The organism is Nocardioides sp. zg-DK7169 (assembly GCF_013155365.1).
Taxonomy (GTDB): Bacteria; Actinomycetota; Actinomycetes; order Propionibacteriales; family Nocardioidaceae; genus Nocardioides.
The window spans coordinates 94265-113915 of the sequence record NZ_JABJRA010000013.1 but is presented as its reverse complement, the minus strand read 5'-3'; the positions used below and the strand labels follow the sequence as shown (position 1 = coordinate 113915).

The 19651-nt window shown below is 74.3% G+C and carries 23 protein-coding genes; 18 read left to right on the top strand and 5 right to left on the bottom strand.

The genetic code is table 11. The features are described 5' to 3' along the window. Window positions 1-97: 97 nt before the first annotated feature. The 4 genes from HOQ23_RS18315 (at window position 98) to HOQ23_RS18300 (ending at window position 3477) form a co-directional block, all read left to right on the top strand. The gene (locus HOQ23_RS18315; protein WP_172216572.1) at window positions 98-955 is read left to right on the top strand and encodes a 2-keto-4-pentenoate hydratase; all 858 of its coding nucleotides are present in this window, start codon (window positions 98-100) and stop codon (window positions 953-955) included. Next, complete coding sequence (locus HOQ23_RS18310; RefSeq protein ID WP_172216562.1) at window positions 955-1911, top strand: acetaldehyde dehydrogenase (acetylating); 957 nt, start codon at window positions 955-957, stop codon at window positions 1909-1911. Before HOQ23_RS18315 ends, HOQ23_RS18310 begins: the two co-directional genes overlap by 1 nt. Next, the gene (gene dmpG, locus HOQ23_RS18305; protein ID WP_172216560.1) at window positions 1908-2942 is read left to right on the top strand and encodes a 4-hydroxy-2-oxovalerate aldolase; all 1035 of its coding nucleotides are present in this window, start codon (window positions 1908-1910) and stop codon (window positions 2940-2942) included. The genes HOQ23_RS18310 and dmpG overlap by 4 nt, the downstream gene beginning before the upstream one ends. Before the next feature lie 139 nt (window positions 2943-3081). Beyond that, on the top strand, window positions 3082-3477 hold the full coding sequence (locus HOQ23_RS18300; protein ID WP_172216558.1) for a hypothetical protein: 396 nt from the start codon (window positions 3082-3084) through the stop codon (window positions 3475-3477). On the opposite strand, the gene HOQ23_RS18295 is transcribed toward HOQ23_RS18300, so the two are convergent. Continuing rightward, complete coding sequence (locus tag HOQ23_RS18295; RefSeq protein ID WP_172216556.1) at window positions 3438-4439, bottom strand: hypothetical protein; 1002 nt, start codon at window positions 4437-4439, stop codon at window positions 3438-3440. The genes HOQ23_RS18300 and HOQ23_RS18295 overlap by 40 nt on opposite strands. A 37-nt stretch (window positions 4440-4476) precedes the next feature. Between HOQ23_RS18295 and HOQ23_RS18290 the strand changes: the two genes are divergently transcribed. The 9 genes from HOQ23_RS18290 (at window position 4477) to HOQ23_RS18250 (ending at window position 12062) form a co-directional block, all read left to right on the top strand. Continuing rightward, the gene (locus HOQ23_RS18290; protein ID WP_172216554.1) at window positions 4477-5646 is read left to right on the top strand and encodes a DUF4185 domain-containing protein; all 1170 of its coding nucleotides are present in this window, start codon (window positions 4477-4479) and stop codon (window positions 5644-5646) included. A 118-nt stretch (window positions 5647-5764) separates the two neighbouring features. Next, a complete protein-coding gene (locus tag HOQ23_RS18285; RefSeq protein ID WP_172216552.1) occupies window positions 5765-6313 on the top strand; it encodes a hypothetical protein in 549 nt (182 codons plus the stop codon). A 168-nt stretch (window positions 6314-6481) separates the two neighbouring features. Further along, window positions 6482-7396, top strand: coding sequence for a 1,2-phenylacetyl-CoA epoxidase subunit PaaA (gene paaA, locus HOQ23_RS18280; RefSeq protein ID WP_172216550.1), 915 nt, complete (start codon window positions 6482-6484; stop codon window positions 7394-7396). After that, the gene (gene paaB / locus HOQ23_RS18275) at window positions 7393-7680 is read left to right on the top strand and encodes a 1,2-phenylacetyl-CoA epoxidase subunit PaaB (RefSeq protein WP_172216547.1); all 288 of its coding nucleotides are present in this window, start codon (window positions 7393-7395) and stop codon (window positions 7678-7680) included. The genes paaA and paaB overlap by 4 nt, the downstream gene beginning before the upstream one ends. After that, the gene (gene paaC / locus HOQ23_RS18270; protein ID WP_172216545.1) at window positions 7664-8536 is read left to right on the top strand and encodes a 1,2-phenylacetyl-CoA epoxidase subunit PaaC; all 873 of its coding nucleotides are present in this window, start codon (window positions 7664-7666) and stop codon (window positions 8534-8536) included. The genes paaB and paaC overlap by 17 nt, the downstream gene beginning before the upstream one ends. A 5-nt stretch (window positions 8537-8541) precedes the next feature. Beyond that, window positions 8542-9039, top strand: coding sequence for a 1,2-phenylacetyl-CoA epoxidase subunit PaaD (gene paaD / locus HOQ23_RS18265; RefSeq protein ID WP_172216630.1), 498 nt, complete (start codon window positions 8542-8544; stop codon window positions 9037-9039). Then, window positions 9039-10100: a 1,2-phenylacetyl-CoA epoxidase subunit PaaE gene (gene paaE / locus HOQ23_RS18260; protein WP_172216543.1), complete on the top strand. Its 1062-nt coding sequence runs from the start codon at window positions 9039-9041 to the stop codon at window positions 10098-10100. The genes paaD and paaE overlap by 1 nt, the downstream gene beginning before the upstream one ends. 103 nt (window positions 10101-10203) lie before the next feature. Further along, a complete protein-coding gene (locus HOQ23_RS18255; RefSeq protein ID WP_172216541.1) occupies window positions 10204-11073 on the top strand; it encodes a fumarylacetoacetate hydrolase family protein in 870 nt (289 codons plus the stop codon). 20 nt (window positions 11074-11093) lie between these two features. Then, window positions 11094-12062 (top strand): aldo/keto reductase, encoded by a 969-nt coding sequence (locus HOQ23_RS18250; protein ID WP_172216539.1) that lies wholly within the window; start codon window positions 11094-11096, stop codon window positions 12060-12062. A 16-nt stretch (window positions 12063-12078) separates the two neighbouring features. Here the strand turns inward: HOQ23_RS18250 and HOQ23_RS18245 are convergent, their stop codons facing one another. Further along, complete coding sequence (locus HOQ23_RS18245) at window positions 12079-12684, bottom strand: TetR/AcrR family transcriptional regulator (protein ID WP_172216537.1); 606 nt, start codon at window positions 12682-12684, stop codon at window positions 12079-12081. 42 nt (window positions 12685-12726) lie between these two features. On the opposite strand from HOQ23_RS18245, the gene HOQ23_RS18240 reads away from it, so the two are divergent. The 3 genes from HOQ23_RS18240 (at window position 12727) to HOQ23_RS18230 (ending at window position 14582) form a co-directional block, all read left to right on the top strand. Further along, the gene (locus HOQ23_RS18240) at window positions 12727-13227 is read left to right on the top strand and encodes a pyridoxamine 5'-phosphate oxidase family protein (RefSeq protein WP_172216535.1); all 501 of its coding nucleotides are present in this window, start codon (window positions 12727-12729) and stop codon (window positions 13225-13227) included. An 81-nt stretch (window positions 13228-13308) separates the two neighbouring features. Beyond that, window positions 13309-13743 carry a ribonuclease H gene (locus HOQ23_RS18235; protein WP_172216533.1) on the top strand — a complete coding sequence of 145 codons (435 nt, stop codon included), beginning with the start codon at window positions 13309-13311 and terminating at the stop codon, window positions 13741-13743. Window positions 13744-13811: 68 nt separating this feature from the next. Further along, on the top strand, window positions 13812-14582 hold the full coding sequence (locus HOQ23_RS18230) for an SDR family oxidoreductase (protein ID WP_216654404.1): 771 nt from the start codon (window positions 13812-13814) through the stop codon (window positions 14580-14582). Between the two features lie 112 nt (window positions 14583-14694). Here HOQ23_RS18230 and HOQ23_RS18225 read toward each other — a convergent pair whose 3' ends face one another. Together HOQ23_RS18225 and HOQ23_RS18220 are read right to left on the bottom strand one after the other, a co-directional pair. Then, on the bottom strand, window positions 14695-15468 hold the full coding sequence (locus HOQ23_RS18225) for a CoA-transferase subunit beta (protein WP_172216531.1): 774 nt from the start codon (window positions 15466-15468) through the stop codon (window positions 14695-14697). Next, on the bottom strand, window positions 15465-16358 hold the full coding sequence (locus HOQ23_RS18220; RefSeq protein WP_367650570.1) for a CoA transferase subunit A: 894 nt from the start codon (window positions 16356-16358) through the stop codon (window positions 15465-15467). The genes HOQ23_RS18225 and HOQ23_RS18220 overlap by 4 nt, the downstream gene beginning before the upstream one ends. Window positions 16359-16500: 142 nt before the next feature. On the opposite strand from HOQ23_RS18220, the gene HOQ23_RS18215 reads away from it, so the two are divergent. Then, on the top strand, window positions 16501-17385 hold the full coding sequence (locus HOQ23_RS18215; RefSeq protein ID WP_216654403.1) for an IclR family transcriptional regulator: 885 nt from the start codon (window positions 16501-16503) through the stop codon (window positions 17383-17385). An 81-nt stretch (window positions 17386-17466) separates the two neighbouring features. Here HOQ23_RS18215 and hsaA read toward each other — a convergent pair whose 3' ends face one another. Continuing rightward, on the bottom strand, window positions 17467-18633 hold the full coding sequence (gene hsaA, locus HOQ23_RS18210; protein WP_172216529.1) for a 3-hydroxy-9,10-secoandrosta-1,3,5(10)-triene-9,17-dione monooxygenase oxygenase subunit: 1167 nt from the start codon (window positions 18631-18633) through the stop codon (window positions 17467-17469). Window positions 18634-18820: 187 nt separating this feature from the next. Here hsaA and HOQ23_RS18205 point away from each other — a divergent pair, with 187 nt between their 5' ends. Further along, a complete protein-coding gene (locus HOQ23_RS18205; protein ID WP_172216527.1) occupies window positions 18821-19606 on the top strand; it encodes a hypothetical protein in 786 nt (261 codons plus the stop codon). The last annotated feature ends 45 nt before the right edge of the window (window positions 19607-19651 follow it).

The following is a 19651-nucleotide window of genomic DNA, read 5'->3' as shown; positions in this document are numbered from 1 at the left end:
GCAATGTATCGCTGAGCGAGACGAGGGGGTGGCCCGGCCGGGGAGCGGAGGGGAGGGTGAGCCCGTCACCACCCTCGGTCGATCCAGAAAGCAGGACATGACCACTCGCTCGTACGACGTGCCGGCCGGCGACAACGCCCGGCCGACCACCACCGTCGACCCCGCCTCCATCGCCGCCGCCGGCGACCGCCTCATCGAGGCCCACTTCTCCGGCACCCCCTGCGCGCCGGTGCGCGACCTCATCGGTCCCGACGACGTCGCCGCGGCGTACCTCGTGCAGGAGCGCCTCAACGGCGCCCGCCTCGAGCGCGGCGCCCGCGTGGTCGGCCGCAAGATCGGCGCCACCTCGGTGGCCGTGCAGACCCAGCTCGGTGTCGACCAGCCCGACTTCGGCGTGCTCTTCGACGACATGGGCTTCGAGGACGGCGCGGAGATCCCGACCTCGGCGCTGATGCAGCCCAAGGCCGAGGCCGAGGTCGCCTTCGTGCTCGGCAAGGACCTCGCCGAGGGCCCGCTCGACGACGCCCAGGTCCGCGACGCCATCGACTACGCGGTGGCCTCCCTGGAGATCGTCGGCAGCCGGATCACCAACTGGGACATCACCTTCGCCGACACCGTCGCCGACAACGCCTCCTCCGGCCTCTACGTGCTGGGCGCCGAGCGCCGCACGCTGGCCGAGGTCGAGCCGGTCGAGGTCACGATGTCGATGAGCATCGACGGGGAGGAGGTCTCCACCGGCAACGGTGCGGCCTGCCTCGGCGACCCGCTCAAGGCCGTCGCGTGGCTCGCCCACCAGGCCCGCACGTTCGGCGAGCCGCTGCGCGCCGGCCAGGTCGTCCTCTCCGGGGCGCTGGGCCCGATGCGCCCGGTCGAGCCCGGCCAGGTCGTCACCGCCGAGATCAGCGGACTCGGCACCGTCACCGCACGTTTCAGCAACGACAGTTTGGACCAGTGATGAGCGAGAAGAAGACCAAGGTTGCCATCATCGGGTCGGGCAACATCGGCACCGACCTGATGATCAAGGTGATGCGCACCTCCCAGCACCTCGAGATGGGCGCGATGGTCGGCATCGACCCCGAGTCCGACGGCCTCGCCCGGGCCGCGCGCTTCGGCGTCCCGACCACCCACGAGGGCGTCGACGGCCTGATGGCGATGGAGGGCTTCGAGGACATCGAGATCGTCTTCGACGCCACCTCCGCCAAGGCCCACATCGCCAACGACGCCAAGCTGCGTCCCCTCGGCAAGCGGATGATCGACCTGACCCCGGCGGCCATCGGCCCCTACGTCGTGCCGGCCGTCAACATCGACGACCACCTCGACGCCGACAACGTCAACATGGTGACCTGCGGCGGCCAGGCGACGATCCCGGTCGTCGCCGCCGTGTCCCGCGTCGTCCCCGTCGAGTACGCCGAGATCGTGGCCTCCATCGCCTCGAAGTCGGCCGGCCCGGGCACCCGCGCCAACATCGACGAGTTCACCGAGACCACCTCCAACGCGATCGTGAACGTCGGCGGCGCCAAGCGCGGCAAGGCGGTCATCATCCTGAACCCGGCCGAGCCGCCGCTGATCATGCGCGACACCGTGTTCTGCCTGGTCTCCGCGCCCGACGAGTCGGTGCACGCCGAGATCGTCGCCTCGGTCGAGAAGATGGTCGGCGACGTCGCCGCCTACGTGCCCGGCTACCGCCTCAAGCAGCAGGTGCAGATCACCGAGATCCCGGCCGACCAGCCGGTCGAGACCCTGCTCGCCGAGGGCGAGACCACCCGGCCGACCCACCAGGTGTCGGTCTTCCTCGAGGTCGAGGGCGCTGCCCACTACCTCCCGGCGTACGCCGGCAACCTCGACATCATGACCTCCGCCGGCCTCCAGGTCGCCGAGCGGATCGCCGCCGCGAAGGAGACCGCCCAGTGAGCGAGCAGAAGACCCCGATCTTCGTCCAGGACGTCACGCTGCGCGACGGCATGCACGCCGTGCGCCACCGGATCACCCCCGACAACGTCAAGCGCATCGTCTCGGCCCTGGTCGACGCCGGTGTGGACGCCGTCGAGGTCGCCCACGGCGACGGCCTCGCCGGCGGCTCGGTCAACTACGGCCCCGGCTCGCACACCGACTGGCAGTGGATCGAGGCGGCGGCCGAGGTCATCGGCAACGCCCGCCTGACCACCCTGCTGCTGCCCGGCGTGGGCACCATCGAGGAGCTCAAGCACGCCTACAGCCTGGGCGTGCGCTCGGTGCGCGTCGCGACGCACTGCACCGAGGCCGACGTGTCGGCCCAGCACATCGCCACCGCCCGCGAGATCGGCATGGACGTCTCGGGCTTCTTGATGATGAGCCACATGGCGCCCGCCGAGGAGCTGGCCAAGCAGGCCAAGCTGATGGAGTCCTACGGCGCGCACTGCGTCTACGTCACCGACTCCGGCGGCCGGCTGACGATGCGCGGCGTCGAGGAGCGGGTCAAGGCCTACCGCGACGTGCTCGACCCGGGCACCGAGATCGGCATCCACGCCCACGAGAACCTCTCGCTCTCGGTCGCCAACTCGGTGGTCGCGGTCGAGAACGGCGTCTACCGCGTCGACGCCTCGCTCGCCGGCCACGGTGCGGGTGCGGGCAACTGCCCGATCGAGGCGTTCATCGCGGTGGCGGACCACTCCGGCTTCGAGCACCGCTGCGACGTGTTCAAGCTCCAGGACGCCGCCGACGACATCGTGCGCCCGCTCCAGGACCGCCCGGTGCGCGTGGACCGCGAGACCCTGACGCTGGGCTACGCCGGCGTGTACTCCAGCTTCCTGCGCCACGCCGAGACCGCGGCCGCCCGCTACGGCCTCGACGTGCGCTCGATCCTGATGGAGTGCGGCCGTCGCCGCCTCGTCGGTGGCCAGGAGGACATGATCATCGACATCGCGCTCAACCTGGTCGCCGACCGCGAGGCCGCCGCCAGCTGACGCAGCACCTCGCGGGCCCGCGCCCGTCCAACACCACGCCGTACCGGCCCGACCGGTACGGCGTGGTGTGCGTGGCGGGCCCCTGCGGTGCGCCGAGCCGGGCGTCGGCCGCGGGCGGGGCGGACCCTAGTCTTGTCCCATGCGCTTCACCGAGCACGAGATGACCGCCGGCCTGACCGCCTGCGCCAAGGCGGTGGTCGGGGCGCAGCGCCGCGGCCGGCGCAAGCGCGAGGACATCGACGAGGTGTGGGAGCAGATGGGGCGCTTCCAGCGCTTCACGGTGCTCGACCAGCTCGGCAGCCAGGTGCTCCCGGTGCTCGTCGCGCTGCCCGACGTCGAGGTTGAGCCGGGCACCCGGCCGACCTTCACCGACGCCCAGATCACCGAGGCCGTCGAGGCGCAGCTCGGCGAGGAGGGCGGCCGGCTCAAGCGGGCCGTTGCGCTCAAGGCGCGCGTCGAGCTGGTGCGCCTCGCGCTGGCCGGCATGCCGCCGCGTCAGGACCCCGACGCGCTCATCGTCCCCGACCACCTCTGAGCCGCGGGCCGCTCGCGCCGTACCAGCGCGACGGTGAGCAGCGGGACCGCCAGCCAGGTCCCGAGCACCAGCCACGGGGCGCGTGAGGTGGTCCCGGTCTGCACGGCCTCGCCCAGCAGCTCCGCGCCCGCGCCGTACGGCGTGAGCGGTACGACGACCGGCCACGGCTGCGGCAGCAGCGCGAGGTCCCGCATGGTCAGGGCCGGGGTGGCGAGCAGCACGAACAGCGCGACGGCGACCGCGATCCCGGGCAGCCCGTAGAGCGCGCAGAGTGCCAGCACCAGCCACCCGGACGCGAGCAGCACCGCGCTCCCGGCCAGCCAGGTCACCACGAACGCCCCGCTCCAGGCGGTGGTGGTGAGCGCGGCCAGGACCGCCCCCAGCCCCAGGGCGCCCACCAGCGTCGCGCCCACCCGGAGCGCGGCGAGCCGCCCGGTCCGGGCCAGCGAGCCGCGCCGGTGCGCGATCCCGGCCGCCACCAGCAGCCCGAGCACGACCCAGCCCGCCGGGAGGAGCAGCAGCGCCGAGCGGTCGGCGTCGGGGTTGTCCGGCGGCGCCACCTCGCGCACCCGCAGCCCCCGGTCGTAGGACGAGCCGAGCGAGGCGACCCGGGCGCGCACCGCCGCGACCAGCTCCGGGTCGAGGGTCGTGCGCACCACGAGGGTGTCGGCGTCGCGGGTGAGGTCGACCAGCACGGCGGCGTCGACCCGCCCCTCGGCCACCGCCGCCACGGCGGCGGCCCGCTCGTCGGTGGGGACCGGCTCGAACGGCCGGCCCTCGAGGTCGGCGGCCCGGGCGGCCAGCTCCTGGGCGAGGATCGGCGGCGCCACGACGGCGAGCGGCACGTCGCGCGGCTCGGCGCGACCGGCGAGCAGGTGCGCGAGGAGCACCGCCTGCACCACGACCACCAGGGCGAGGAGGACCAGCACGGGCCGGGGGAGGACCTCCCGTAGCCTCGCCATGGCGAGTGAGCGTACCCATCCCCGGAGAGGCAGGTCGATGAGCCTGGCGACCTGGCGGCTGCGCGTCTTCGCCGTGGTGCTGCCGATCCTCGCGCTCTCGCTCGGCGCCGTCCTGCTGGTCCCCGACGTCGACGCCGACCTCGCCACGCCGCCGGTGCGCGGGGCGAGCGAGACCGAGTGCCTGCGCACCGAGCGCCCGCGCACGGTGGCGCAGCTCAACGAGTTCGTCGAGGAGGTCCGCGGCGGCGGCGAGTTCGCCGGCGCCGACGTGGGCGCCTCCACCGTGCTCCAGGACGGGCGCCGGCTGTGGGTCTTCGCCGACACCCTGCGCAGCGCCGACTTCGAGGGCCAGCGCTTCGTGCGCAACTCGATGCTCGCCTTCGACCGCCGCTGCGTGCAGGTGGTGCTCCCCGCCGACCACGGAGCACTGATCCCCGACCGCCCCGACGGGGTCGGCTACTGGCCGATGTCGGTGGTCACGGCCCACCGGACCGGCTACGACCTGGTCACCGTGTTCAGCCAGCGGGTCCGCTCCACCGACGAGCCCGACGGCGTGTTCGCCTTCGAGACCCTCGGCCCCGCCGTCGCGGTCTTCGTCGTCGAGCGCGGGCGTACGCCGCAGCTGCTCGCCGTACGCGACCTCGGGGCCGACGACCCCGACACCACCAGGCCGATGTGGGGCGCGGCCGCGGCGGTCTCGCGCGGCTGGCTGCACCTGTACGGCACCTCGCGCCCGGACACCGAGGGGATCTTCGGCTACGACCTGCGCGTCGCCCGGGTCCGGCCCGACGACGTGCTGGAGCAGGCGCGCTGGGAGTACTGGGACGGCACCCGGTGGCAGCCGGACGCCGGTGCCGCGCAGGTGCTGATCGAGCATCGCGGCGGGGTGTCGCAGACGCTCAGCGTCTTCGAGCAGGCGGGGCGCTGGTACGCCCTGAGCAAGCGCGACGAGGTGCTCGGCACCGACGTGGCGGTCTGGAGCTCGGCGCGTCCCGAGGGGCCGTTCTCGGCCCCGGTCACGGTCGCCTCGCTGCCCTCGGACCCTGACAGCGGGCTGCTGCGCTACATGCCGCTGGCGCACCCGGACCTGCTGCCGAGGCCGGGCAGCGTGGTGGTGTCCTACAGCCGCAACTACGCCGACCCGTCGGTCGTCTGGGACGAGCCGTTCCGCTACCGCCCCGCGTTCCTGCGCGTCCAAATTGGGTGAAACGGGACGCGGCGACCCCTTCACGAGGGCTCATAGATCGTATACGTTCGCCCCCACCGCCGCGGTCTCCCGGTCGCGCGCGGTCCGTCCCGGGCAACCCAGATCAGGAGTCATCCACATGACCGCTTCCACCTCCACCCGTGCCCGTCTCGGCGCCGTCCTCGCCGCCGGCGCGCTGATGATCGGCGCCCCGCTCGCCGGCATGGCGCCCGCGAACGCCACCGAGCCGGTCGCGAAGAAGAAGGCGTCGGTCAGCAAGTCGATCGCGTTCAAGTGCTCGCTGCCCGCCTTCGGCGACTTCAACCACACCGGCAAGGTCACGGTGACCGCGAAGAAGGCGAAGAAGTCCGCCAAGGCGAACGTCACCGTCAAGATGGCGCCGATGACGATCGCCGGCATCCCGGACGGGCTGGGCATCACCACCGAGCTCCAGGCCACCGCGACGCTGAAGTTCGGAGCCAAGACCGCCAAGGCGTCGGGCAAGTCGAACATCGAGGTGAAGTCCAAGCTCTCCGTGCCCACGCTGAAGGGCAAGGCCAACGTCGGCAAGAAGGCCAAGAAGTCGGTCGTGAAGATCACCAAGCTCGACTTCAGCGTGCCGGCCTTCGAGATGTCCGGCTCCTGCACGCCCTCGGGCAAGAACACGATCGGCACCGTCAAGTACTGATCCGGTCTCGACCGAGCAACCGACGAAGGCGGCGACCCGACGGGTCGCCGCCTTCGGCGCGCTCGGGGCGCGGTGTCGCGTCGCGGCCCCTTGAGGCCGTCGGTGTCCCGTGGGAGCATCATTACCGACCCAACGGTCAGTTAATGGCGCCGAGACCCGGGAGACGCGATGGGCGCGAGCTTCGAGCAGCTGCTCCAGCGACACGAGCGGGTCGAGCCGCGCGACGAGATGCCGGAGGGCTACCGGGCCACCCTGGTGCGCCAGATCGCCCAGCACGCCCACTCCGAGGTGATCGGCATGCAGCCGGAGGGCGCCTGGATCACCCGGGCCCCGACGCTGCGCCGCAAGGCGATCCTGCTCGCGAAGGTGCAGGACGAGGCCGGCCACGGGCTCTACCTCTACGCCGCCGCGGAGACCCTCGGCACCAGCCGCGCCGAGCTCGAGGACCGGCTGCTGAGCGGGGCGCAGAAGTACTCCTCGATCTTCAACTACCCCACCCCGTCGTACGCCGACGTCGGCACCATCGGCTGGCTGGTCGACGGCGCGGCGATCTGCAACCAGGTGCCGCTGTGCCGCACCTCCTACGGCCCCTACGGCCGCGCGATGGTGCGCATCTGCAAGGAGGAGTCCTTCCACCAGCGCCAGGGCTTCGAGCTGCTGCTGGCGATGTCGCGCGGGACCGAGGAGCAGCGCGCGATGGTGCAGGACTCCGTCGACCGGTTCTGGTGGCCCTCGCTGATGATGTTCGGCCCGCCCGACACCGACTCCCCGAACACTGCGCAGTCGATGGCGTGGGGCGTCAAGCGCAACACCAACGACGAGCTGCGCCAGAAGTTCGTCGACATGACCGTCCCGCAGGCGCGGGTCCTGGGTGTCACGATCCCCGACCCCGAGCTGCGCTGGAACCCCGAGCGCGGTGCGCACGACTTCGGCACCCCCGACTGGGAGGAGCTGCGCCGGGTCGTGTCCGGCGACGGGCCCTGCAACGCCGAGCGGCTCGCGCACCGGCGCCGCGCCCACGCGGAGGGGGCCTGGGTGCGCGAGGCCGCGACGGCGTACGCCGCCCGGGAGGAGGCGCGATGAGCACGCGCGACTGGCCGCTCTACGAGGTCTTCGTCCGGGGCCGCCGCGGCCTCAACCACGTCCACGTCGGCTCGCTGCACGCCGCCGACGACGCGATGGCGCTGCGCCACGCGCGCGACGTCTACACCCGGCGCAGCGAGGGCGTGAGCATCTGGGTCGTGCGCGCCGACGCGGTCACCGCCTCCAGCCCCGACGAGAAGGACCCGTTCTTCGCCCCCAGCGGCGACAAGGTCTACCGCCACCCCACCTTCTACGAGCTGCCCGACGATGTCCCGCACATCTGAGCCCGGCGAGGAGTCGGTGTACGCCGGGCTGGTCGACGCCACCGGCGCGGACGCCGCGCACTGGGCCTTCGGCTCCCGCGCGGAGGACCCGCTCGCCGGGCTCGACACCTCCGTGCCGGACGGGCTCGACGCCGCGGAGCTGGCCCGCGAGTGCCTGGCGCTCGGCGACGACGCGCTGGTCCTGGGCCACCGGGTCTCCGAGTGGTGCAGCAAGGCCCCGGAGCTGGAGGAGGACATCGCGCTGGCCAACGTCGCCCTCGACCTGCTCGGCCAGGCCCGGCGCCTGCTCGCCCGGGCGGCGGCCGCGGACCCCGGCGTGCTGCCCGTGCTGCCGGAGGGGGCGGCGGTGGGGGCGCCCGTGGCCCCCGAGGACGCGCTGGCGTTCTTCCGCGGCCCGGAGCGGTTCCGCAGCTCGCGGACCGCGGCGCTCACCGACGCCGACTTCGCGCACGCGGTGGTCCGGCTGTTCTGGTGGGCGAGCGTGCGGCTCGCGGTGCTCGCCCGCGCCCGCTCCCACGCAGACCCGGTGCTGGCCGCGATCGCCGCGGCCGGGGTCCCCGAGGTCGCCTACCACCGCGACTGGGCCGCCGCCTGGGTGCTCACCCTGGCCCGCGGCACCGAGGAGTCGCGGCGGCGCACGCTCACGGCCGTCGACGCCCTCGCCCCGGCGTACGCCGAGCTGCTGGGCCGGCACCCGCACGTGCGCGCCGAGGTGGCCGAGGTGGTGGGGGAGCTCTTCGACCGGGCCGGCCTGGAGGTGCCCCAGGCGCAGGACGGCGTGCCGCGCGACGAGCTGCCCGACCTGCTGGCCGAGATGCAGTCGGTGGCCCGTGCGCACCCGCGAGGGAGCTGGTGAGGACGATGGACCCGAGCGCCTGGGACGTCGCCGCGAGCGTGGTGGACCCCGAGCTGCCGATGATCACCCTGGCCGACCTCGGGGTGCTGCGCTCGGTGGGCGAGGACGACGACGGCCTCGGGGTCACGGTGACGCTCACCCCGACGTACTCCGGCTGTCCGGCGACCGCCACCATGCGCGACGACCTCGACCACGCGCTGCGCGCCGCCGGCTGGGAGCGGGTGCAGGTGTGCCTGGAGCTCTCGCCGCCGTGGAGCACCGACGACATCACCCCGCCCGGCCGGGCGGCCCTCGCCGCGGCCGGCGTCTCGCCTCCCGGCCCGGCCCCGGCACGCCCCGCAGCGGTGCCGCTGCGCCTCGCACCCACCCGGTACGCCGCGCGCTGCCCCCGCTGCGGCTCCGACCGCGTCGAGCTGTTGTCCCGGTTCGGCCCGACCGCCTGCACCGCGATCCACCGCTGCCGCGCCTGCGCGGAGCCCTTCGAGCACGTCAAGGAGGTCTGATGGGCTTCCACACCCTGCGGGTCGCGGCCGTCGAGGCGCTGTGCGAGGACGCCGCGGCGATCACCTTCGAGGTGCCGCCCGCGCTGAGCCGCCAGTTCGACTTCGCCGCCGGGCAGTCGCTCACCCTGCGCCGCGAGGTCGGCGGGGTGGAGCAGCGCCGCTCCTACTCGCTCTGCGCGCCGGTCGGGCAGCCGCCGCGGATCGGGGTCCGCGAGGTCGCCGACGGGCTCTTCTCGCGCTGGCTGGTGCGCGAGGTGCGGCCCGGCACCCCGGTCGAGGTCCTCGCCCCGAGCGGGCGGTTCCGTGCCGAGCCGCGCCCGGGGGAGCGGCACCTGTGCATCGCCGCGGGGTCCGGGATCACACCGGTGCTCTCGATCGCCGCGACCGTGCTCGAGCAGCCCGGCACCGAGGTGGCGCTGCTCTACGGCAACCGCACCAGCGGCACGGTGATGTTCGTCGACGAGCTGGCCGACCTCAAGGACCGCCACGGTCCCCGGGTGCAGCTGGTCCACGTGCTCAGCCGCGAGGCCCGCGACGCCGAGATCCTCACCGGCCGCCTCGACCCCGACCGGCTGCGGCGCCTGCTCACCGACCTGGTCCCGCTCGACGTGCTCGGCGTCGACCACGTGTGGCTGTGCGGGCCGTTCGCGATGGTGAGCGGGGCCCGGGAGGTGCTCGCCGGGCTCGGGGTGCCACCCGAGCGGGTGCACGTCGAGCTGTTCCACGTCGACGAGGACGACGTACCGCCCCCGCCGCGGCGCGCGCCGGCCGCGCCGAGCGGCGCGACCAGCGAGGTGCGCCTGGTCCTCGACGGGCGCAGCACCGTGGTGACCGCGCCCCGCGACGCCACGCTGCTCGACGCCGCCCAGCCGGTCCGCGCCGACCTCCCCTTCGCCTGCCGGGGCGGGGTCTGCGGCACCTGCCGCGCCCGGGTGGTCGAGGGGGAGGTGGAGATGCGCCGCAACCACGCGCTGGAGCCCGACGAGGTCGCGGCCGGCTTCGTGCTCACCTGCCAGGCCGAGCCGGTCTCGCCCACGGTCGTCGTCGACTTCGACGCCTGAGACGTTCGGCTCCGCGGGACGACGCGGGTGCCCGCAGCCGCGCCGCGGCGATATCGTCCGGCGACCCGCACCTGATCACCCCCGAGCACCCGAGGAGACCCGCATGCGCCTGGCCAACCTGGAGGGACGCGCGGTCCTGGTGCTCGAGCCCGGGGCCCCGGACGGGACCGGGGCCCGCGGCGTCGACCTGCACGCCGCCTCCGACGGCGCCCTCGGACCGGACCCGGCCACCGTCTACGAGCGCTGGGACGCCCTGCGCGCGTGGTACGCCGCCGCGGCCGACGGGCTGGTCGCCGACCTCGACATCGACCCCGAGCGGCTCGGCGCACCCTCGCCGCGTCCGCCGCAGGCCCTGGCGCTCGGGTTCAACTACGCCGAGCACGCTCGCGAGACCGGCTTCGAGGCGCCCACCGAGCTGCCGCCGGTGTTCCCCAAGTTCGCCAGCAGCATCACCGGCCCGCGCGGCATCGTCGACCTGCCCGAGGGCGGCACCACCGACTGGGAGGTGGAGGTGGTCGCCGTGATCGGGCGCACCGCCCGCCGGGTCACCCCCGCGCAGGCCTGGGACCACGTCGCCGGGCTCTGCGTGGGCCAGGACCTCTCCGAGCGCACCCGCCAGTTCGCCGGGCCGGCCCCGCAGTTCGGCCTGGCCAAGTCCCACCCCGGCTTCAGCCCGATGGGGCCCTGGCTGGTCACCCCCGACGAGCTCGCCGACCCCGACGACCTCGCGCTCGGCTGCGCCATCGACGGGGAGGTGGTCCAGGACGGGCGCACCGGCCTGCTGTTGTTCTCGGTCCCGCGCGCGATCGCCGCGCTCTCCGAGGTGATCACCCTGCTGCCCGGCGACGTCGTCTTCACCGGCACGCCCGACGGCGTCGGCGTCGGCCGCGAGCCGCAGCGCTTCCTGCGCTCCGGGGAGACGCTGCGGACCTGGGTCGAGGGGATCGGCGAGATGGTCCACACCCTGCGCTGAGCGCGGACTAGCCTCGCTCCATGCGCTACACACGCCTGGGCAACACCGGTCTCGAGGTCTCCGTCGTCAGCCTGGGCTGCATGAGCTGGGGCGACTCCTCGCAGGGCTGGCACCCGTGGATCCTCGACGAGGACGCCGCCCGCCCGATCGTGCGCGCGGCGTTCGAGGCGGGCATCAACGTCTTCGACACCGCCAACGTGTACGCCGCGGGCACCAGCGAGGAGGTCACCGGCCGGCTGCTGAAGGAGATCGCCACCCGCGACGAGGTCGTGATCGCGACCAAGGTGAACGGCGTCATGCGGCCCGGTCCCAACGGCGGTGGGCTGTCGCGGCGCGCGATCATGGCCGAGATCGACCACAGCCTGCGCCGCCTCGGGGTGGACCACGTGGACCTCTACCAGATCCACCGCTGGGACCCGCACACCCCGATCGAGGAGACCATGGAGGCGCTCCACGACGTGGTGAAGGCCGGCAAGGCGCGCTACCTGGGCGCCTCGTCGATGTACGCCTGGCAGTTCGCCAAGGCCCAGTACACCGCCGACCTGCACGGCTGGACGCGCTTCGTCTCGATGCAGGACCACTACAACCTGCTCTACCGCGAGGAGGAGCGGGAGATGCTCCCGTTCTGCGCGGACGCCGGCGTCGGCGTGCTGCCGTGGAGCCCGCTGGCCCGCGGCCGCCTCGCCCGGCCGTGGGACGAGACCACCCGCCGCCTGGAGTCCGACCGGTTCGGCGCCGAGCTCTATCCCGAGTCCGACCGCGCCGTCGTGGACGCGGTCGGTGCCGTCGCCGAGCGCCTCGGCGTCCCCCGGGCCCAGGTGGCCCTCGCCTGGCTGCTGCACCAGCCGGTGGTGACCTCCCCGATCGTGGGCGTCACCAGGATGCAGCACCTCACCGACGCCGTCGCCGCCGTCGACCTGGAGCTCTCCGCCGACGACCTCGCCGAGCTCGCCGCGGGCTACGTCCCGCACGCGGTCGCCGGGCACTGAGCGGCGCCGCCCCGCGTCACGGCTCGCGGTCGCTGCGCGCCTCCAGCCCGTCGAACACCACTGCGGTGACGGCGTCGGCCAGCGCGTCCGGGGTGAGCTCCCCGCCGGGACGGTGCCACTCGACGAGGGAGTTCACGGTGCCGAAGACCAGCCGGCTGACCAGCTCGGGGTCGAGGTCGTCGCGCACGGAGCCCTCGGCCGCGGCGGCGCGCACCAGGTCCGCGAGCCGGGCGTCGACCTCGCGGCGCCGGCGCAGCGCGTCGAGCTCGACCGGGCTGTTGCCGCGCACGCGCAGCAGGAGCGTGACCGCCGGCTGGTGCGCGACCAGCACGTCCACCGCGCCGCGGACCACCCCGCGCAGGCGCTCGTACGCCGTGCCCGGGGCGCCGGCGGCCTCGGTGACGAGGGCGTCGAGCTCGTCGAGCGCCTCGTCGAGGGCCTGGGCGAGCAGGTGCTCCTTGCTCGGCACGTGGTGGTAGATGGCCGCCTTGGTGACGCCGAGCGCGGCGGCGAGGTCGCCCATGCTGGTGCCCTCGTAGCCGTGGCGGTTGAACAGCTCGATCGCGGTCTGCAGGACCACGGCCTGGTCGTGGCCGGGTCGCCCGCGGCGGGGCCGGGTCATGGCGGCAGGATCCCACAGCGCCCAGGCGGGTACCGGGCCGCCATGACCGACAGCCCCGACCCCGCCCAGCGCGTCGCCGACCTGGTGAGTGCCGCGCACCTGTGCATGCTCACCACTCAGACCGACGACGGTCGCCTGGTCAGCCGGCCGATGGCGCTGCAGGAGGCCGAGTTCGACGGCGACCTGTGGTTCTTCACCCACGAGGATTCCTCCGCGGTCGCCCAGGTGCGCGCCCGCCCGGACGTGGGCGTCTCCTTCGCCGACCACCGCAACACCGCCTGGACCTCGATCGCCGGCACCGCCGAGGTGGTGCGCGACCGGGACCGCATGGCGGAGCTCTGGTCGGCGCCGCTGAAGGTCTGGTTCCCCGACGGCCCGGCGACCCCCGGCCTGGTGCTGCTGCGGGTGCAGGCGCACAGCGCGGAGTACTGGGACAGCCCGGCCTCGCGGGTCAAGCGCCTCGTCGGGGCCGCGCGGGCCGTGGTCAGCGGGGACCCCGAGAAGTTCCCGGGCACCAACGAGACCGTCGACCTGGACGAGTGATCCCGGGGTGGGCCCGCCCCGGCGGCTGTGCCAAGGTTGCCGGTCGTGCCTCCCCGGACCCGCCGCCCCACTCCGCCCGCCATGCCCGTGCCTCTTGGCGCGCGCGAGGTCTTCACCGACGGCGCCTGCGCCGGCAACCCCGGCCCCGGCGGCTGGGCCTGGGCGGTCGACAAGGCCGTGTGGGCCTCGGGTCGCGAGGCGCCCTCGACCAACCAGCGCATGGAGATCCGCGCGGCCCTCGAGGCGGTGCGCTCCCTGGACGGCCCGCTGCTGGTCGTCAGCGACTCGACGTACGTCGTGAACTGCTTCCGCGACGGCTGGTGGCGCGGCTGGCGCACCCGCGGCTGGGTGAACACCGCCCGCAAGCCGGTCGCCAACCGCGACCTGTGGGAGCCGCTGGTCGACGCGGTCGAGGCGCGCGGCGACGTCGCCTTCCGGTGGGTCAAGGGCCACTCGGGGGACCGGATGAACGACTTCGTCGACCGGCTCGCGGTCGCGGCCAGCAAGCAGCCCTGACCGGCCCGACCGGGGCCTGATCGGGACGTCCCCTGGCGCCGGAGGCCGCGGGCCGCGAGCATCGCCCCGTGGACTCCGAGCAGCTGCCCCTGAGCGGGCGCACCGCACTGGTCACCGGCGCGGGCCGCGGTGTCGGCCGGGGGATCGCCCTGGCCCTCGCCGACGCCGGTGCCCGGGTCGCGGTCAACGACCTGTACGCCGAGCGCGCGGCCGCCGTCGCCGCCGAGGCGACCGCGCGGGACGGGACCGCGCTCCCGCTCGCCTTCGACGTCACCGACGAGCAGTCGGTCGCCGACGCCCTCGCCCGGCTGCGCGAGCAGGCCGGAGGGGTGGACGTGCTGGTGCACAACGCCGGTGTCCTCGACGGCGGCGGGCGGCCGAGCCGGTTCGCCGACATGCCGGTCGCGGACTGGCGCGCCCAGCTCGACCTCAACCTCGCGGCGCTGATGCTGCTGGTCCAGCAGGTGCTCCCGCACCAGGTCGAGCAGGGCTGGGGGCGCCTGGTGCAGATCTCCTCCGGCGCCTCCGCCCAGGGCCTGCCGATCGGCGTCGCGGCGTACGGCGCGGCCAAGGCGGGCGGCGAGGGGCTGATGCGCCACCTCGCCGTGGAGTACGGCCCGCACGGCGTCACCGCCAACTCCCTCGCCCTCGGCCTGATGGAGGGCCTCGGGCGCGCCGACGAGCCGCGGGTGCGCCGGATGATCGACTCCGTGCCGGTACGACGGCTCGGGACCGGCGCCGACGCCGGTGCCGCGGTGCTGTGGCTAGCCTCCGAGCCCGGCGGCTACACCAACGGCCAGGTGATCCACCTCAACGGCGGCACGGTCTTCGGGCGCTGATCACCCCGGGACCGGCCGAGATCGTGCGGGGCGAGCGATAGTCCGCCACACAGGTGTCGGTCCGGGCCCGATTCCCGACACCTGTGTGGCGGACTATCCGTCCCCGGCCGGGCTAGCGCGCCGGCACCTCCCGCTCGCGCAACCCACGCGGGTCGAGCACCTCGCGGATCAGGCGCAGCTCCTCCGAGCTGGGCAGGCGGGTGCGGGGGAGCGGGTCGGGCAGGTCGAGGGCGAAGCCGGTGGCGGCGCGCAGCTCGTCGGCCCCCACCCCGGGGTGCACGCTGCGCACGCGCAGGGTGCCGTCGGGGCCGGTGAAGTCGAGGACCGCGAGGTCGGTGACGACGCGGTGCAGGTCGTGGAAGCGGGTCGCCCCGCTGCCGGCCGCCCGTGCCGCCGCGGCCCCGACGCCGCACACGACGTCGACGCGCTCGACCAGCGCCCGCGGCGAGTGCCGCGGGATCCAGTACGACGTGCGGTGGTTGACGGTGTTCGCCGGCGCCGCGCGGGTGCCGAGGAGCTGGCGGTCGGGCCGATCGAAGTCGCCGATCGCGGAGAGGTTCTGGTTGCCGTGGCGGTCCAGCTGCGGGGCGCCCATCATCACGTGGCGCTTGCCGAAGGTGAGCATGTCGAAGACCCGGGGGTGCGGGAACCAGCCCTCCACCTCCTGCCCGGTCGAGCCCAGCGGCGGGTCGTCGGCCATGAACAGCGACACGCCGTCGCTCAGCACCAGGTCGGGGTTGACGGTGCGGCGCGCCAGCCGGGCGCCCAGCATCGGGATCAGCCCGATCGGGCTGGCCAGCGTCTCGCCGTCCTCGGCGAAGGCGTCGGCGACCGCGGCCGCGCACACCTCCGCGCGCGTCGCCGGGCCCTGCGCGCTCGCGCTCATCGCTGCTCCTCCGTCCAAGTCCGTACGGCGTGCTGGTAGGCGGCCTCGTCGCCGTCGAGGAACCGCGAGCGGAACGCCTCCCACTCCTCCTCGCTGCCCCGCGCCGCGCGGGCGTAGAGCTGCTGGAAGACCTCGTCGCGGGCGTAGTCGGGGGTGCAGGCGGTGAAGTGCGCGCCGTTCGGGGTCTCCACGACCCCGCTCACCATCAGCCGGTTCAGCAGCATCCGCTGCACCGGCACGCCGTCGCTCAGCTCCGCGGTCGGGACCACCCGCTCCACCGAGAGGTAGGAGCGCTCGGCGGCCAGGCAGAACAGGTCGTCGAAGTACGGGTCGGGCCCCAGGTACGTCGCGTTGCCGTGCGCGTCGGCGCGGTTGAGGTGGACCAGCGCGGCGTCCAGGCGCAGCGCGGGCATGGCGACCAGGTCGTCGTGGGCGCCGTCGGGGCCGGGGTAGGGGCTGCGGATGGTGCGGATCTCGGGGTTGTGGACCAGCACGTCGGAGCCGAGCCCGGCGCGGGTCGGCAGGAACGGCACCCGCTGGGCCGCCGCGCGCAGGCCGGTGAGGAACATCTGCTCGTCGAGCTCCATGACCTCGGGGATCGCGCCGCTCTGGCGGGCCCGCTGGAAGCTCGGCTCGAGGGGCACGGAGTCCAGGGACACGAACGCGTAGACGGCGCGGCGCATCTTGCCGGCGCGCGCGAGCAGGCCGACGTCGGCGCCGCCCCAGCTCACCACCGTCAGGTCGCGCAGGTCCGAGCGCAGGATCGCGCGCACCAGCGCCATGGGCTTGCGCCGCGGGCCCCACCCGCCGATGCCGATCGTCATCCCGTCGCGGAGCTCGGCGACGACCTCGTCGATGCTCATCTGCTTGTCGCGCGGTCTGGGGTCCACCCGTCCACCCGCCTCGCCTCGTGTTGGTAACCTACCTAGCAATTGCTTGGTAGGTTAGCATGCGCGTGGGCTGGCGGCCGTGCCTCGACGAGGCCGCGGACGTGTCCGCAGAGCGCCCCGCAACAAGGCTGAGGAGGATGTCGTGAGTGTGCTTCGCGCAGAGATGACAGGTCAGCGCACGACCGGGCGCCGAGAGGTCCCGCAGTCGATGGTCGAGCGGATGACCACGATCATGGAGGCCTTCACCTCACCGTCGGCGCGGCTGTCCCTGGAGGACGTCGCGCGGGTGACCGGCCTGCCCCGCTCGACCGCGCACCGGATCATGAACCAGCTGGTCGGGCTGCACTGGATCCAGCACACCCCGGCCGGCTACTCCCTCGGCTCCCGCGCCCTCGGCCTCGGCACGGGCGCCGCGTCCCACACCGAGCTGCGCGAGGCGGCGGCCGAGGACCTGCGCGAGCTGCACCTGCAGACCGGGCTCGTCGTGCACCTCGCGGTCCTCGACGGCTCCGACGTGCGCTACCTGGACAAGGTCGGCGGACGCTACGCCAGCAAGGTGCCGACCCGGGTCGGTGACCGGCGACCGGCGCACTGCACCGGGCTGGGCAAGGCGATGCTCGCGACCGTCCCGGCGGAGGACGTCGACGGCCTGCTGGGCGGCCAGCTGCGCCGGATGACGCGCCACAGCATCGGCGACGTCGGTCTGCTGCACCAGGAGCTGACCCGCGTGCGCGCCCGCCGCGGTGCCGCGCTCGACCGTGGCGAGTGCCACCTGGAGCTCGGCTGCGTCGCCGCCGCCGTCCCCGGCGCCGACGGCCCGCTCGGCGCGGTCTCGCTGGTGGGGGACCCGTCGGTGAACTTCGAGCGGCTGGTGCCGCTGGTGCTCAGCGTCGCGCGGGGGATCTCCTCGCGGATGGACCGTCGGCGCTCCTCGCGCTCGCGGCACGCCGACTCGCCGTCCTCGAGCGGCTGGTCCAGCGACACCCTCGACCGGCTGGTCGCTGTCGGGTCCGAGGGTTGGCTCTGAGTCTCACGCGCTGAACCCCGCGCGCGGGAGCACCCGCACCCACCCGCCCAGGCCGAGTCCGAGCCACGCCAGACCCGGGCCTCAGACGAGGTTGTCCTCGACCTGGAGGCCGAAGGTGAACTTGCCGTACATCGCCAGCGCCCGCTCGACGTCGTTGGCGACGTGCACGCTGCCGGCATGGGCGTCGCGCCAGGCGCGCTCGATGCGGTTGCCGCGGCGCAGCGAGGCCCCGCCGGCGGTCTTGAAGAGCACGTCGACCGCGCCGAGCGCGCGCTCGGTGGCGCGCACCTGGTCGCGGCGCGCGCGGAAGCGCATGTGCATCGGGATCTCGGTCCCGGCGACCGCCGCCTCGTACATCTCGCGCACGTTGCGCTCGAGCTGGAGGATCGCCGCGTCGATCTCCGAGGCGGCGCGTGCCACGGCGACCTGCGCGTGCGCGTCCTCGGCGAAGCGCCCGCCGCCGAAGCTGAGCCGCATCCGGTCGCGCATCGCGGTCAGGTAGGCCTCGTACGCGCCCTCGACGGTGCCGACCACCGGCGTCGTGACGGCGGTGGTGAAGATCGTGCCGAACGGCATCCGGTACAGCGGACCGGGGTTGACCGCCAGGCCCGGGGCGCGCATGTGCGAGACGTCGTAGTTGCGCAGCACCCGGTGCGCGGGCACCTGCACGTCGTCCACGACCACGTCGTTGCTCCCGGTGCCGGTGAGACCCACGGAGTCCCAGACGTCGAGGATCTCGGCGTCCTCGCGCGGCACCAGCACGGTCAGGAAGTCCACCGGCCGCCCGTCGGTGCCGACGACCAGGGCGCCGAGGGTGAGCCAGGCGGCGTGGTCGCAGCCCGAGGCGAAGCTCCAGCGTCCGCTGAGCCGGAACCCGTCCCCGGCCGGCGTCAGGCGCCCGACCGGTGCGTAGGAGGAGGCGATGAGCCTGCCGGGGTCCTCGCCCCAGACCTCGCGCTGGGCCTGGTCGGGGAACAGCGCGATCTGCCAGGGGTGGCAGCCCACGACGGCGCTCACCCAGCCGGTCGAGCCGCAGGCGGTCGAGATCGTGCGGACCGCGCGGTAGAAGTCCGACGGGTCGGACTCCATGCCCCCGAAGCGTCGCGGCTGGAGCATCCGGAACACGCCGGTCGCGGCGAGGTCGGCCATCGTCTCGGCGCTGATCCGGCGGTCGGCCTCGGCCTGGTCGGCGCGCTCGGCCAGGGTCGGGAGGAGGTCGGTGACCGCCTCGAAGACCTCAGTGCTCATCGTGTTCCTCTTCCCCCAGTGCTGGCGCTGGGCAGGATGTCACGACGCCGGTGGCCGCGCGGCGGTGGTCCCGGCGCGCCCGGAGCGTCGTCCCGCTGAGTCGAACGTCGCACCGGCGGGCGTGGCGGTGCGGCCACCATCGGTCCGGGCGGACCCGCCCGACCCGTCGCGCCACCAGGAGGCCCTCGTGTCCCGAGGCTCGCATGCGCTGTCGCGCAGCACCCGCGTCTTCTTCTCCTTCCCCGAGGTCACCGATCCCGCGCGCCACCGCGACTACAACGCCTGGCACCAGCTCGACCACCGCCCCGAGAACCTCGCCCTGCCCGGCGTCCTGCACGGCGACCGCTGGGTGCGCTCGCCCGAGTGCCGCGCCGCGTCCGCGGTCGACGCCGACCCGGTCCTCTCCGCCGCGCAGTACGTCGCGATGTACTGGTTCGCCGAGCCCGCAGGGCCCGCCATCGAGGAGTGGGCCGAGCTCGGCCAGACGACCCTGGAGCAGGGCCGGCGCCCCGAGCTCGACTGGACGCGACGACGCCTCAACGGGTTCTTCCGCCCGCTCGGCGGCCGGGTCGCCCCCGGGGTGGAGATCTCGGCCGAGGCGCTGCCGCACCGCCCGCACCGCGGCGTCGTGCTGGAGGTCCTGCGCGCCGAGGAGCCCTCGAGCGTCGCCGCCGAGGCGGGGTTCGGGGTGCTGCGCCGCGCGCACCTGCCCGCCGTGCTGGCGCTCCCCGGGGTCCTGGGGACCTGGAGCTTCGCCAGCCGCGACGTCACCCTGCGCGAGGGCCCCGGCGTCGGGGAGGTGCGCCGCGAGACCGACCGTGGTCGCCTGACGGTGGTGCTGCACTGGTGCGAGGCCGACCCCGTCGAGGTGGCCGCCACCCTGCCCGCGGTGGTCGAGGAGCCCGGCCTGCGCACGGTGCTGCGCACGCCGCTGCGCACGATCACGCCGGGCGAGTGGTCCTGGTTCGACTGAGCGACCGGCAGTCGGCGACCGCGGCGGTCCGCCGCAGACCTGGCG

What these genes read in the sequence shown, in the direction of transcription:
- HOQ23_RS18315 (WP_172216572.1), top strand. Translation starts at nt 98, where the DNA reads ATGACCACTCGCTCGTACGACGTGCCGGCCGGCGACAACGCCCGGCCG.
- HOQ23_RS18310 (WP_172216562.1), top strand. Translation starts at nt 955, where the DNA reads ATGAGCGAGAAGAAGACCAAGGTTGCCATCATCGGGTCGGGCAACATC.
- HOQ23_RS18300 (WP_172216558.1), top strand. Translation starts at nt 3,082, where the DNA reads ATGCGCTTCACCGAGCACGAGATGACCGCCGGCCTGACCGCCTGCGCC.
- HOQ23_RS18295 (WP_172216556.1), bottom strand. Translation starts at nt 4,439, where the DNA reads ATGGCGAGGCTACGGGAGGTCCTCCCCCGGCCCGTGCTGGTCCTCCTC.
- HOQ23_RS18290 (WP_172216554.1), top strand. Translation starts at nt 4,477, where the DNA reads ATGAGCCTGGCGACCTGGCGGCTGCGCGTCTTCGCCGTGGTGCTGCCG.
- HOQ23_RS18285 (WP_172216552.1), top strand. Translation starts at nt 5,765, where the DNA reads ATGACCGCTTCCACCTCCACCCGTGCCCGTCTCGGCGCCGTCCTCGCC.
- paaA (WP_172216550.1), top strand. Translation starts at nt 6,482, where the DNA reads ATGGGCGCGAGCTTCGAGCAGCTGCTCCAGCGACACGAGCGGGTCGAG.
- paaB (WP_172216547.1), top strand. Translation starts at nt 7,393, where the DNA reads ATGAGCACGCGCGACTGGCCGCTCTACGAGGTCTTCGTCCGGGGCCGC.
- paaC (WP_172216545.1), top strand. Translation starts at nt 7,664, where the DNA reads ATGTCCCGCACATCTGAGCCCGGCGAGGAGTCGGTGTACGCCGGGCTG.
- paaD (WP_172216630.1), top strand. Translation starts at nt 8,542, where the DNA reads ATGGACCCGAGCGCCTGGGACGTCGCCGCGAGCGTGGTGGACCCCGAG.
- paaE (WP_172216543.1), top strand. Translation starts at nt 9,039, where the DNA reads ATGGGCTTCCACACCCTGCGGGTCGCGGCCGTCGAGGCGCTGTGCGAG.
- HOQ23_RS18255 (WP_172216541.1), top strand. Translation starts at nt 10,204, where the DNA reads ATGCGCCTGGCCAACCTGGAGGGACGCGCGGTCCTGGTGCTCGAGCCC.
- HOQ23_RS18250 (WP_172216539.1), top strand. Translation starts at nt 11,094, where the DNA reads ATGCGCTACACACGCCTGGGCAACACCGGTCTCGAGGTCTCCGTCGTC.
- HOQ23_RS18245 (WP_172216537.1), bottom strand. Translation starts at nt 12,684, where the DNA reads ATGACCCGGCCCCGCCGCGGGCGACCCGGCCACGACCAGGCCGTGGTC.
- HOQ23_RS18240 (WP_172216535.1), top strand. Translation starts at nt 12,727, where the DNA reads ATGACCGACAGCCCCGACCCCGCCCAGCGCGTCGCCGACCTGGTGAGT.
- HOQ23_RS18235 (WP_172216533.1), top strand. Translation starts at nt 13,309, where the DNA reads ATGCCCGTGCCTCTTGGCGCGCGCGAGGTCTTCACCGACGGCGCCTGC.
- HOQ23_RS18225 (WP_172216531.1), bottom strand. Translation starts at nt 15,468, where the DNA reads ATGAGCGCGAGCGCGCAGGGCCCGGCGACGCGCGCGGAGGTGTGCGCG.
- hsaA (WP_172216529.1), bottom strand. Translation starts at nt 18,633, where the DNA reads ATGAGCACTGAGGTCTTCGAGGCGGTCACCGACCTCCTCCCGACCCTG.